The 12,535-nt window shown below is 72.7% G+C and carries 9 protein-coding genes; 5 read left to right on the top strand and 4 right to left on the bottom strand.

From position 1 onward, the window contains the following. The first annotated feature begins 26 nt into the window (after positions 1-26). From ACFXGA_RS21500 to ACFXGA_RS21480, 5 genes are all read left to right on the top strand, one after another. A complete protein-coding gene (locus tag ACFXGA_RS21500) occupies positions 27-1,238 on the top strand; it encodes an MFS transporter (RefSeq protein WP_378090523.1) in 1,212 nt (403 codons plus the stop codon). Next, complete coding sequence (locus tag ACFXGA_RS21495; RefSeq protein WP_378090516.1) at positions 1,235-2,191, top strand: TolB family protein; 957 nt, start codon at positions 1,235-1,237, stop codon at positions 2,189-2,191. Before ACFXGA_RS21500 ends, ACFXGA_RS21495 begins: the two co-directional genes overlap by 4 nt. Positions 2,192-2,221: 30 nt before the next feature. After that, the gene (locus ACFXGA_RS21490) at positions 2,222-3,298 is read left to right on the top strand and encodes a pentapeptide repeat-containing protein (RefSeq protein ID WP_378090514.1); all 1,077 of its coding nucleotides are present in this window, start codon (positions 2,222-2,224) and stop codon (positions 3,296-3,298) included. A gap of 158 nt (positions 3,299-3,456) precedes the next feature. Further along, positions 3,457-4,233 (top strand): HAD family acid phosphatase, encoded by a 777-nt coding sequence (locus ACFXGA_RS21485; RefSeq protein ID WP_378090512.1) that lies wholly within the window; start codon positions 3,457-3,459, stop codon positions 4,231-4,233. Positions 4,234-4,375: 142 nt separating this feature from the next. Continuing rightward, a complete protein-coding gene (locus ACFXGA_RS21480; protein ID WP_378090510.1) occupies positions 4,376-7,087 on the top strand; it encodes a lectin in 2,712 nt (903 codons plus the stop codon). 78 nt (positions 7,088-7,165) lie between these two features. On the opposite strand, the gene ACFXGA_RS21475 is transcribed toward ACFXGA_RS21480, so the two are convergent. The 4 genes from ACFXGA_RS21475 to ACFXGA_RS21460 all read right to left on the bottom strand — a co-directional run bounded on the left by ACFXGA_RS21475 (position 7,166) and on the right by ACFXGA_RS21460 (position 12,403). Continuing rightward, a complete protein-coding gene (locus ACFXGA_RS21475) occupies positions 7,166-7,981 on the bottom strand; it encodes a carbohydrate ABC transporter permease (RefSeq protein ID WP_378090508.1) in 816 nt (271 codons plus the stop codon). Beyond that, positions 7,978-8,922 carry a carbohydrate ABC transporter permease gene (locus ACFXGA_RS21470; RefSeq protein WP_378090506.1) on the bottom strand — a complete coding sequence of 315 codons (945 nt, stop codon included), beginning with the start codon at positions 8,920-8,922 and terminating at the stop codon, positions 7,978-7,980. The genes ACFXGA_RS21475 and ACFXGA_RS21470 overlap by 4 nt, the downstream gene beginning before the upstream one ends. Next, on the bottom strand, positions 8,919-10,205 hold the full coding sequence (locus ACFXGA_RS21465) for an ABC transporter substrate-binding protein (RefSeq protein ID WP_378090504.1): 1,287 nt from the start codon (positions 10,203-10,205) through the stop codon (positions 8,919-8,921). Before ACFXGA_RS21465 ends, ACFXGA_RS21470 begins: the two co-directional genes overlap by 4 nt. 1,076 nt (positions 10,206-11,281) lie before the next feature. Beyond that, positions 11,282-12,403: a hypothetical protein gene (locus ACFXGA_RS21460; protein ID WP_378090502.1), complete on the bottom strand. Its 1,122-nt coding sequence runs from the start codon at positions 12,401-12,403 to the stop codon at positions 11,282-11,284. Positions 12,404-12,535 lie beyond the last annotated feature (132 nt).

Raw genomic sequence — 12,535 nt, 5'->3', positions numbered from 1 at the left:
GAGACAGGCACCCCCGGAGGTGCGCCGTGTACCTGTCCACGATCACCCGCCCCAGGACCGCCGGCTGGAAGGGCGTGGGCGCGAACGTCCTCGCGCTCGGCGCGGTCAGCCTCGTCACCGACGTCTCGTCCGAGATGGTCACCGCCGTCCTGCCGCTCTACCTGGTGGTGGGCCTCCAGCTCAGCCCCGCCGCCTACGGCGTGATCGACGGCGTCTACACCGGCGCGACCACCCTGCTCCGGCTCGTGGGCGGCTACCTCGCCGACCGCACCGACCGGCGCAAGGGCGTGGCCGGGCTCGGGTACGCCCTGTCCGCCGTCGCCAAGGTCGGGCTGCTGCTCGCGGGCGGCTCCACCGCCGCCCTCGGCGCGGTGATCACGCTCGACCGGGCGGGCAAGGGGCTGCGCACCGCGCCCCGCGACGCCCTCATCACCCTCTCCACCCCCGCGGGCGACCTCGGGCGGGCGTTCGGCGTGCACCGGGCCATGGACGGCATGGGCGCGTTCGCCGGACCGCTCGTCGCCCTCGCCGTGCTCGCGCTGACCGGCGAGTCGTTCGACTCGGTGTTCATGACGAGCTTCTGCGTCGCCGCGCTCGGCGTGGTGATCCTCGTGCTGTTCGTGCGCGACCACCGCTCCCCCGTGGCGTCCCGGCCCGTGCGGCTCAGGGCGGTCGGCGGGCTGTGGCGCGACCGGGGCGTGCGGCGGGTCGTGCTCGCCGCCTCGCTGCTGGGGTTGGCCACGATCGGCGACGGGTTCGTGTACCTGCTGCTGCAGAAGCGGGAGGGCCTGGCGATCGGCTGGTTCCCGCTGCTGGCCGTGGGCACGAGCCTGGTGTACCTGCTGCTGGCCGCGCCGCTGGGCGCGGTGGCCGACCGGGTCGGCCGGCTGCCCGTGATGCTGGGCGGGTACGCGGCGCTGGGCGCGGTGTACCTGTTGCTGTTCGGGCCCCTGGGCGGCCGGCCGCTGGTCGTCGTCGTGGTCGTGCTGTACGGGGTGTTCTACGCCGCCACCGACGGCGTGCTCATGGCGTTGGCCGGCCCGCTGCTGCCGGAACGGCTCCGCACCACCGGCATCGCGCTGATCCAGAGCGGGCAGGCCCTGGCCTACCTCGGCTCGTCCGTGCTGTTCGGCCTCGCCTGGCAGTTCTGGGGACCCGAGGCCGCCACCCGCCTGGCCGCCGCGGCGGTCGCGCTCACCCTGGCCGCCACCGCCGCACTCCTGGGACGCCGATCATGACCACTCGGGCACGTCTGCTGATCACCGCGCTGGCCGCCGTGCTGCTGGCCGCCGTCGCGGCCGGGTACGCCGCGTGGTCCGGTCCCGAGCCCGGCGAGGTCGCCTCGACCCCGGTCGGCGGGCCCCGGCTGATGGTGCTGACCAACGGCCGGGTCTCCACGGTGTCGCGGTCCGACCCCGGCGGGCCGCGGGAGGTGGGCGAACAGCGGTGCGACCGCGTCTACACCGCCGGCGGGACGACGTCGTGCCTGCGGCCGGTCGGCGCGTTCGAGGCGGGTGGACTGGCCGTGCTGGACGCCGACCTGCGCGAGGTGCGGACCGTGCCGCTGACCGGGTTCCCGAACCGGACCAGGGTGTCGGCGAGCGGGCGGATGGTGGCGTGGACGCTGTTCGTGGACGGCCACTCGTACGCGGCGAACGGCTTCTCCACCACCACCGGAATCCTCGACACCCGGTCCGGGACGACGGTCGCCTCGCTGGAGGAGTTCACGTCCACAGTGGACGGCGTGGTGGCCTCGGCGGTGGACCGCAACTTCTGGGGCGTCACCTTCGCCGCCGACGACAACCGCTTCTACGCCACGATGTCGACCGGCGGCCACCGGTACCTGATGGAGGGCGACTTCGCCGCCCGCACGCTCCGGTCGGTCGCGGACGACGTGGAGTGCCCGTCCCTGTCGCCGGACGGGCGGCGCATCGCGTACAAGGCGGCGGTGAACGGCGACCCGAACCAGGGCTGGCGACTGTCCACGTTGGACCTCGACACGCTGGCGGTCACGCCGCTGGCCGAGGCGCGGAGCGTGGACGACCAGCCCGCGTGGCTCGACGCGGGCACGATCGCGTACGGCATCCAGCGCGACGACGGCGTCAACGACGTGTGGGCGGTGCCCGCGGACGGCACCGGGACACCGACCCTCCTCGTGCCCGAGGCGAACTCCCCCGCACCGCTCGGCTGACCCCGCCCGACCTTCGGCCACGATGTCGGCATGGACGAACATCCGATGCAGATCAGCCGCGCCGTCCGGGGGTTCCGGCCGGGGGCGCGGGGTCGGAAGGCGCTCGCGGCGGGGTTCCTGATCGCCGCGGCGGTGGGCCTGGCGCCCGAGCGGTGGTGGTGGGCCGCGGCGGAGGTCGCGCGGTGGACGGGGCGGCACTGGCCCACCGTGACGCTCGCCGTGGCCGCCGCGGTGCTGTTGGCGGCGGGCCGGGGACACGGACCGCGGACGGCGCTCGGCCGCCGACCGCGATTACCCGCCGTGCCGCTGGTCGTGCACGTCGCGCTGGTCATGGCCGTGACGGCAGCGGTCGCGGTGGGCGTCGGCGTGCTCCTGTGGCACGTGCTGGGCGGACCGGCCACCCTGCCGGAGCGGCTCGACGCGCTGAAGGTCGTGCTGACGGTCGTGGGCGGCATCGGGGCGGTGGTCGCGTTGACCGTCGCGTACCGGCGGCAGCGCCTCAACGAGGCGGATGCCCACCGCGAGACGAGCAAGGTCCTGCTCGACCGCTACACCAAGGCAGCCGAGCTGCTCGGTGCGCCCGCCGCCTCGGTTCGCATCGCGGGCGCGTACGCGTTCGCGGCCCTGGCCAACGACGCGCCCGAAGCGCGTCAGGGCTGCATCGACGTGCTGTGCGCGTACCTGCGGCAGCCCTACGTCGCCGAACCCGGCCAGGAGCGCCAGGTGCGGCTCACGGTCATCCGGCTCGTCCGGGACAACCTGCACCTGCCCGACGACGACCCGCGCACCTGGCGCGGCCACGACTTCGACTTCTCCGGGGCGGTGTTCGACGGCGGCGACTTCGCCGGCGCCACGTTCGGCGGGGAGGGCCGGGTCGACTTCGCCCACGCCACCATCACCGGCACGCTGTCCTTCGAGTCCGCGACGTTCGCCGGCGGCACCGTCTCGTTCGCCCACGCCCGGTTCACCGGGGGCGGGCTCGCCTTCGCGGGCGCGCGGTTCAGGGGCGGTGAGGTGGACCTCCGGCACGTCGACCCGGAACACCCGCCGACCCTCTCCGGGCTCCCGCCCGCCGGCACGCGCGGGCTGCTCCTGCCGCCGACGTAGTGATATTTCAGTTCACACTGAAGTTATCAAGGGTTTCACCTTCGTCGGATCGACCGGGTGACGCCCGACCAGGTGGTCCGGCGGGCGGGGTGCGGGTGGCGGTGGTCGGCTGTCCGACGGCAGGTCACCACCCGTCCCGTCAGGCAGCAGGAGTCACCATGGCGCAACCCAGCCGCACCACCCGGTCGATCAAAGCAGTGGCGGCCCTGGTCGTCGGCCTCGCCTTCCTCGGCGGCGCGACCGGCACCGCGGCGCCCGACCGCACCGCCCAGGCCCTCGGCGAACCGGCCAACCTCGGGTTGGCCAAGCGCGACGTGGTCCAGTACTACCGGGGTTGGCGGGACGCGCAGGGGCACAACCACCACTCCGCCGACAGCCCGTGGGGGCACGACACCGAGTCCGAGATCGACCGCGCGCAGTCCTACCTCGCCGCGCGGCTCGGCGCGGGGGTGGACCGGCCGGCGATCGTGCTCGACATCGACGACACCTCGGAGATCACCTACGGCTGGCAGGCCGACAACGACTTCGGCTTCGACCGGGCCAGGCAGCAGGCCGCGATCGAGCAGGGCGTCTTCGAGGTGATCGAACCGACCCTGGACCTGGCCCGCTGGGCCGACGAGCGCGGCGTGCGGGTGTACTTCATCACCGGTCGCCGCGACACCCTCGCCGGGCCGTCGGTGCGCAACCTCGAACACCACGGCTACCCGGTCGCCGCCGACCGGGTCTACTTCAAGCCCACCTCGAACCCGGCCCCCTACCTGACCTGCGGGCTCTCCTGCCGGGTCGGCGAGTTCAAGGACCTGACCCGGGCCCACATCCAGGACGACCTGGGCGACACCATCGTGCTCAACGTCGGCGACCAGCACAGCGACTTCGACGGCGGCCACGCCGAGCGCGAGGTCAAGCTGCCCAACCCGATGTACCACGTGGCCTGACCCGGTGCGCCGGCGTCGACCCTCGGGACCACGCCGGTGGACCGGCGTTCGCCCGCGCAGCGGGTTCCCGGCCCGACCCCCCGGTGGGAGAATGGGATCTTGACAACGTTGTCAAGCCTCCTACCCTGCCGGAGGTCCCACGATGCGTCTCCGCTCCGCGGCCGTCGCCGCGCTCACCCTCGCCGCGCTCGCCGTCCCCCTGCACGCCGGCCCGGCGCACGCCGCCCCGGATCCCGACCGCCAAGCCGTCGCCGATCCCGCCCAGCACGTCAACCCGTTCGTCGGCACCAAACCCGGCGGCCCCGACTTCGGGCACGGCGGAGGCGCGGGCAACACGTTCCCCGGTGCCGTCGCGCCGTTCGGCATGCTCCAGTGGAGCCCCGACACGGTGACCCACCAGCACGGCGGCTACCACTACGACGACAACCGCATCCGGGGCTTCAGCCTCACCCACCTGTCCGGCCCGGGGTGCAGCGACTTCGGCAACGTCCCGTTCATGCCGTCCCTCGGCACGTCGCCGGCGGCCTACTCGACCTTCGCCCACGCCGACGAGCAAGCCTCCCCCGGCTACTACTCGGTCCGCTTCGACAACGGCATCCGCACCGAGCTGACCGCGAACCAGCGCTCCGGCGTCGCCCGCTTCACCTACCCGGAGGGCCGGCGCGCGTCGCTGACGGTCGACGCCGCCCGCGCGTTCAACGCCGCCGCCGGCTCGATCACCATCGGCGCGGACAGCCTGTCCGGCTACACCGACAGCGGCGGGTTCTGCGGCACGGGCAACCGCTACCGGCTGCACTTCCACGTCGCCTTCGACCAGCCGTTCGCCTCCACCGCGACCATCGCCGACGGCCTGGTCACGCCGGGCGGCCGGGTGGTCGAGGGCAGCGGGCGGGGCAGCGTGCCGCCCGCGCCGAAGACGGCCGGGAGCCAGGCGCTGCCCGCGCCGTCGGCCACGACCGAGGACGTGCGGCCGTTCGCCGCGTCGGCGTTCGTGTCGTTCGCCTCCACCACCGTCACGGCGCGGATCGGCATCTCGTTCGTCAGCCTCGACAACGCCAGGGCCAACCTCGCCGCCGAAACCGGTTCCCGGTCGTTCGACGAGGTGCGCACCGCCGCCCGCGCCGCGTGGAACTCCTGGCTGGGCCGCGTCGACGTCACCGGCGGCACGACGGCGCAGCTGGCCACCCTCTACACCGCGCTGTACCACTCCCTGTTGCACCCCAACGTCTTCAGCGACGTCAACGGCCAGTACGCGGGCTTCGACCGGCAGGTCCACACCACCACCCGCACCCAGTACGCGAACTTCTCCGGCTGGGACGTCTACCGGTCGCAGATCGCGCTGATCGCGCTGCTGGGGCCGGCCGAGGCGGCCGACATCGCGCAGTCGGCCGTCAACCAGGCCGCCCAGGGCGGCTACTTCGACCGGTGGACGGTGGCCAACGGCGGCACGGGCGTGATGAACGGCGACCCGATGGCGATCATCGTGTCGACCGCGCACGCGTTCGGCGGCACGGACTTCGACACCGCGGACGCGTTGCGCCGCGTGGTCGCGGGCGTGGACGACATCCGCCAGCGCCCGGGGTGGTTGCAGTACAACAACTACGGGTACGTGCCGACCGGTCTCGGCGACGTGTGGGGCTCGGCCGCGACCACCCTGGAGTACACCAGCGCCGACTTCGCCATCTCCCAGTTCGCGGCCAGGCTCGGCGACGCCGCCACCGCGGAGCGGTTCCTGCGCCGGGCGCAGAACTGGCGCAACCTGTTCAACCCGGGCAGCAGGTACGTGCAGCCGCGCGACGCGAGCCTCACGTGGCCCGCGTTCAGCCCGACGCAGGAGAACGAGTACGTCGAGGGCAACGCCGCGCAGTACACGTGGATGGTGCCCTACAACCACCGCGGCCTGTTCGACGCCATGGGCGGCAACGCGGCCGTCACGTCCCGGCTGGACACGTTCTTCACCGAGCTGAACGCCGGGTCGAAGAAGCCGTACGCCTACCTGGGCAACGAGCCGACGCTCAACACGCCGTGGGCCTACGCCTACGCGGGCGCGCCGCACAAGGCGCAGGACGTGGTGCGGCGGGCGTTGACGTCGATCTTCGCGCCGACGCCCGAGGGCCTGGTGGGCAACGACGACCTGGGTGAGATGTCGTCGTGGGCGGTGTGGGCGGCGCTGGGCCTGTACCCGCAGGCGCCGGGCCGGGCGGAGCTGGTGCTGGCCAGCCCGCAGTTCCCGGCCACGACCATCCGACGCGGCAACGGCGTGACCATCGCCGTCACCGCGCCGAACGCCTCCGACAGCGCCAGGTACGTCCAGTCCCTGCGGGTGGACGGGGTCGGGTCGTCCCGGCCGTGGCTGCCCGCGTCGTTCGTCGCCCGGGGCGGCACGCTCGACTTCACTCTGGGCACGACGGCCACGACGTGGGGCAGCGCCGCGGTCGACGCGCCGCCGTCGTTCGACGTGGGCCCGAACCCGGCCCGGTCGGGCGCGGTCGTCGGGTTGGCGGGCAAGTGCCTCGACGGTGATCCCGGCGGACCCGCCGACGGCGCGGTGGTGCGGCTGTGGGACTGCAACGCCTCGGCCGCGCAGCAGTGGACCCTGGCGCCCGACGGCACGCTGCGGGCGCTGGGCCGGTGCCTGGACGTCAGCGGCAGCGCGCGGACCAACGGGGCCAGGGTGCAGCTGTGGACGTGCAACGGGACGGGCGCGCAGCAGTGGTGGCCGCGGGGCACGGCGCTGGTGAACACGCCGTCGGGCAGGTGCCTGGACGTGCCGAACAGCACCACCGCGAACGGCGTCCAGTTGCAGATCCACGACTGCAACGGCACCGGCGCGCAGCAGTGGCGGCTGCCCTGAGGGCGCTCGGGGAGTAAATTGGCCGGTCGCCACGGCTCTCCCATCACGTGGCGACCGGCCTTTGACACCGCGAGGCGGCTACTTGACACCGCCTGCGGTCAAGCCCGCGATGATCCTGCGCTGGAACAACAACACCACCACGACCAGCGGCACGGTCACGATCACGCCGGCGGCCATCTGCGTGCCGAACGGCTGGTCGAAACCGTACGCCCCGGTGAACCGGGAGATCGCGACGGTGGCGGTCTGCATCGAGCTGTCGTTGACCATGGACAGGGCGATGATGAACTCGTTCCACGCCGCGATGAACGTGATGATCGCGGTGGTGAACACGCCGGGCGCGGCCAGCGGCAGGATCACCTTGCGGAACGCCTGGCCGCGGGTGCAGCCGTCGATCATCGCCGCCTGCTCCAGCTCCTCGGGCATCTGCCGGAAGAACGCGGTCAGGTTCCACACCGCCAGCGGCAGCGCGAACGACAGGCTCGGCACGATCATCGACTGGTAGGTGTTGATCCAGCCGATGTCGGTGAACAGGGCCAGCAGCGGCACCAGCAGGGAGATGCCGGGGAACATCGACGTGGCGATGATCAGCGCCGCGACCAGGTTCTTGAACCGGAAGTTCAGCCGGGCCAGCGCGTAGGCCGCCGACACGCCGATGATCAGCGTGAGCACCGTGGTGGTGCCCGCGACGACCAGGCTGTTGAGCAGCGACCGGCCGAAGCCGACGCCGGGCGCGAACACCGCCGTCAGGTTGTCGAGCGAGAACGGCGCGGGCAGCGGCGTCAGCTCGAACTGGTCGGACGGGCGGCGGAACGCCGAGACCGCCATCCAGTAGAACGGCGCCAGGCAGTAGACCAGGATCAGCAGCAGGCCGCCGAACGAGAGCACGCGCTTCACCTGCGCCCCCTCTCCCGGGCCGCGCCGATCACGTCCGCGCCGAGCAGCCGCACGAACACCAGCGCGGTGATCGCGACGTAGGCGAACAACACCGTCGCGTACGCCGCGGCCGGTCCGAACCTCAGGCTCGCGGCCTCGTCGAAGGCCACCATGGACAGCGTCTCCACCGACTCCTTGCGGCTGCCGATCAGCACGAACGGCAGGTCGAACATGCGCAGCGCGTCGAGCACCCGGAACAGCACGGCCACCAGCAGCGCGGGCTTCACCAGCGGCAGCGTGATGCGCCAGAACTGCCGCCACGGCGACGCCCCGTCGACCCGGGCCGCCTCGTACACGTCGTTCGGGATGATCTGGAGCCCGGCGAGCACGAGCAGGCCGACGAACGGCGCGGTCTTCCACACGTCGGCGAGGATGACCGCGAACTTCGCCTGCCAGCCCTCGGTGGTCCACAGGACCTGCTGCCCGATCACCGCGTTGGCCACGCCGTCGGCCTGGAAGATCCAGCGCCACAGCAGCGCCGACACGGCCGTGGGCACGGCCCACGGCACCAGGATGCTGGCCCGCACGACGCCGCGCCAGCGCAGCGCGTGGTGCATCACCAGCGCCATGGCGACCCCGATGAGCACCTCCAGCGCGACGGTGACGAGGGTGAACACGGTGGTGTTGCCGAAGGCGTTCCAGAACCGGGCGGCGGACTCGCCGGCGAAGATGGCGGTGTAGTTGTCGAGGCCCACGAACCGCGAGCCCTCGACCACGAAACCGCTCTCGTCGAGGTCGGTCCCCTCCCGGAACACCGACTCGCGCAGCGCCGCGACCAGCGGGTACCCGACCACGAGGCCGAGCACCACGAACGTGGGCGACAGCAGCGCCGCGGCGAGTCGCCCCGCTCCCGAGGTCGCGCCCTTGGCACGACCCCGGGAGCGGTGGGCGACCGCCGTCACTTAAGGAGCTCCGACAGCTTGGCCTGCAGGTCCTTCAGCGCCGCGTCGCTGGTCTTCTCCCCGGTCAGCGCGGCGTAGGCGGCCTCCTGGATCGCCTGGGTGACGTCGCCGTAGCGGACCGCCTGCGGGCGCGGCTTGGCCGACAGGATCGACTCCTTCAGCGTCGGCAGGTACGGGAACTTCGTGATCAGCTCGGCGTCGTCGTACAGGCTCGCCAGGGTCGGGGCCTGCGAGGTGGCCAGCAGGTTGGAGCGCTGCGCGGACTCGCTGGTGAAGAACTTGATGAAGTCCAGCGCGGTGGCCTTGTTCTTGCCGAACGCGGAGATGGCGAAGTTGTGGCCGCCGAGCGTGGAGCTGCCGGGGCCGTTGACGCCGGGCAGCGGCGCGACGTCGAACTTGCCCGCGACCTGCGAGGAGCCGTCGGTCTTGCCGGCGAGGTTCCACTGGTAGGGCCACTGGCGGTGGAACAGCAGCTCGCCCGCCTGGAAGGCGCGGCGGCCCTCCTCCTCCTTGTAGGTGATGGCCTTCTGCGGGATGACGCCCTGCTGGAAGCCGGTGACCAGGGTGTCCAGCCCGGCCTTGGCCTCCGGCGAGTCGACCACGGGCTTGCCCTCGGCGTTCACCACGTCGCCGCCCGCGGAGTGCACGGCCTCGTCGAAGTTGACCGTGAGGCCCTCGTACTTCTCGAACTGACCGGCGTAGCAGCCGATCTCGAGCTGGGTCGCCTTGACCGCCTGGCAGGCGGTGGTCAGCTCGGCCCACGTCTTCGGCGGCTTCAGGCCCGCCGCGTCGAGGAGGTCCTTGCGGTAGTAGAGCAGGCCGCCGTCGGAGTACACCGGCACGGCGTAGAGCTTGTCGCGGTACTGCGCCGTCTTCACCGCGGGCTGGAGGAACTTGTCCAGCTCGAACTGGTCGGCGGGCAGCTCGACGACCCAGCGGTTGGCCGCGAACTCGGCCGTCCACACCACGTCGAGGTTGAGGATCGTGTACGCGTCGGACTTGACCTGCGCGTTCTGCACCATCTGCTGGCGCTGGGCGTCGGCGGACTCGGGCAGCTCGATGATCCGGACCTGCTCGTTCGCGTGCGAGGCGTTCCACTCGTCCACGAGCTTCTGCATGTTGCCCGACGTGTCCTTGCCCGTGGCGAACGTGACCTCCCCCCGACCTTCGAGCGCACCGCCGGGCTGCTGGCCGCCTTCGTCCCCTCCGCTGCCGCACGAAGCGAGGAGGACTGCCACGCCCAGCGCCGCGGTCGCCCGCAACGCCGTTGTCCGAACGCCCATCACCGAAACTCCCATTCGTTCACTCTTGCTCTGTCAAGCGGACCGGGGCGCTGCCGCGGCGGTCGACACCGCCCGGCAACGGCGCTCCCCGGTCGCCGTTCGCGACGGCCGGCGGGACCGTCGCGGTGCGGGCGAACCCGGTGCCGGGTCGCCGCGCAGAGGTGGGGCCACCGTCCACAGCGGAGGGCGGCGGTGAGTGGTCGGAACCCGTCACCGCGACGTCCGTCCCCTCTCGGCGCGCTGCACCGTGCACACCTACCGCACGGGGGTGGGCCGATGCGATCACCATGTCGGGGAGAACTTCGGGGTCCAGCACGTCTCGATTCGTCGCGCCGGCGGCCCACCGACCCGGAAACGGCTCACGTACGAGCCGCGCGCGGTCGGGCGATGGGTGGTCGGCCCGGTGACGAACGTCAGGTCGCGGCCCGTGCGCGGGCAACGCGACCCGCGAGTGGCCGCCGACTGCGGTCCGGTGGCGAACGTCGGCCCCCGGACCGCGCGCGGGCAACGCGGTCCGCAGGTGGCCGGGGACGGGCACGGCGGCCCGGTGACGGGAGTCGGGGCGCGGACCGCACGCGGGCGACGCGACCCGCGAGTGGCCGGCGACGGGCGCGGCGGCTCGGCCGCGGGCGTCGGGGGGCGGCGCGGGGCGGGGGTCGGGCGCGGTCGGGTGGGAGGGCGTGGCGCGCAGCGCCACCTGGCGGATCGTCACCGGACCGCCGGGACGCGCCATGGTCTGCCCCCTCCCCCCGGCTCGGGCTGGTTCCCTGCTCCCTCGAACGGTTACGCACCGCACCCGGTTGGACACTTCGACGGGCGTTCAACCGCTCAAAATCGGCGGTACTGTGTCGCGGGCCACAGCACTGTGTCAAGGAGTGGGACGGGTGCGTGACCGGACCGCAACTCTTTCGCACCCTGGTGCCGCAACGACGCGGGGCGCGTGGTCCAGCCGTTCACACCTCGGAGCCGGGGGGTGGCGAGGTCGGGCGTCACGCCGAGGAGGTGGGCGGGCCCGGGGCAGGCGAGGCGGGACCGGCGAGGCCGGGGACGGGCAGGACCGCCCCCGGCCGCCTGGCTCAGCAGATGCTCTGGCTGCTGTTGACGAGCGTGTTGTTGCGGAAGACCGTGTTGTCGCCGCACGGGCTCTCGCGGATCGACGAGTTGGTCACGGTCAGGTTCTGGATGTAGATGTCGCGGTTGTTGGGGAACTCGCTGCGCGCGGCGAGCCGGATCTCGCCGCCGCCGGACACCGTGCCGCCCTGGCCCGCGACCGTGACGTTGTAGCAGTTCTCCACCAGGATCGCGTTGTTGCCGGTGTTCGCCACGTCGATCCGGTCGATCACCAGGCCGCCGCTCTCGGACACGCAGAAGATGCCGCGGCCGCCGCCGCGCGCCTTGACCGTGCCGACCCGGATGTTGGTCGGGTAGCTGCTGCCGATGCGGCCGTTGCGGTTGGCCGTGCGGAACGCGGCGTAGCCGGTGCCCGCGCCCGCGTTCTCCGCGTCCACCGTGCCCACGGTGGCGTTGATGGTCTGGTTGAGCAGCAGGCCGGACTCGCCGACGCTGCGCGCCACCACGGTGCCGATGGTCAGGCCGTCCACGCCGTAGGTCTCCACGGCGTGCGAGCTGGCGCCCTGCACGTAGGCGTAGTCGAGGCGGATGTTGCGGCTCCACTGGCTGGTGTCGCCGCGGTTGTCGATGCGCACGCCCAGGCCCCGGGACAGGCGCATGGTGACCGTGCCGATCACCACGTTGGTGACGTTGCGCATGAAGATGCCGTACACGGGGGTGCCGGTGACGGTGAGGTTCTGGACCTCGATGTCGCGGACGCCGCGCGCGTAGACGGGGGCGTAGTCGCCGGAGCCGGACCCGGTGACGTCGATGGTGCCGCACACGTCGAGCGCGGTGTAGCTGCGCATCGAGTAGCGCTCGCCGGCGGGGATGGAGCCGGAGGCCCGGACGACGATCCGCTCCTTGGAGGTGCGGTTGGCGGTGAGGCTGTCGTTGGCCGCCTGCATCGCGGCACGCAGGCTGCTGCCGGTGTAGACGGTGCTGCCGCCCCGGCGCGCGGTGAAGCTGCTGCCGGAACCGGTCACCTCGGCGTGGTAGGTGCCGTCGCCGCAGGCCGCTTGCGCCTCCGGTGCGGTGACCTGGAGCAACGCCGCTGTCAACGCTGACACGGCGAGGAGTGCCTTCATGGGGTGATCTCCTGGAGTGGTAAGCGCTTTCCTGGGTGGCGGCGGAGATCGGAGCGGTGGTCGTTCGGTGGTGTCGCGCGGGAGGTGGGGGGGGGGGGGGCGCCGCGGCCGGGGCCGGGCCGGGGCTGGGGC

This window comes from Actinosynnema sp. NPDC059335, assembly GCF_042752395.1.
In the GTDB taxonomy this organism is placed as follows: Bacteria; Actinomycetota; Actinomycetes; order Mycobacteriales; family Pseudonocardiaceae; genus Actinosynnema.
The sequence above is the reverse complement of the archived record's forward strand: the minus strand, read 5'-3'. Positions and strand labels throughout refer to the sequence as shown.

Excerpts from the sequence above, each read along its gene's own strand:
- ACFXGA_RS21480 (WP_378090510.1), top strand. The coding sequence starts at position 4,376 with ATGCGTCTCCGCTCCGCGGCCGTCGCCGCGCTCACCCTCGCCGCGCTC.
- ACFXGA_RS21490 (WP_378090514.1), top strand. The coding sequence starts at position 2,222 with ATGGACGAACATCCGATGCAGATCAGCCGCGCCGTCCGGGGGTTCCGG.
- ACFXGA_RS21495 (WP_378090516.1), top strand. The coding sequence starts at position 1,235 with ATGACCACTCGGGCACGTCTGCTGATCACCGCGCTGGCCGCCGTGCTG.
- ACFXGA_RS21485 (WP_378090512.1), top strand. The coding sequence starts at position 3,457 with ATGGCGCAACCCAGCCGCACCACCCGGTCGATCAAAGCAGTGGCGGCC.
- ACFXGA_RS21460 (WP_378090502.1), bottom strand. The coding sequence starts at position 12,403 with ATGAAGGCACTCCTCGCCGTGTCAGCGTTGACAGCGGCGTTGCTCCAG.
- ACFXGA_RS21465 (WP_378090504.1), bottom strand. The coding sequence starts at position 10,205 with ATGGGCGTTCGGACAACGGCGTTGCGGGCGACCGCGGCGCTGGGCGTG.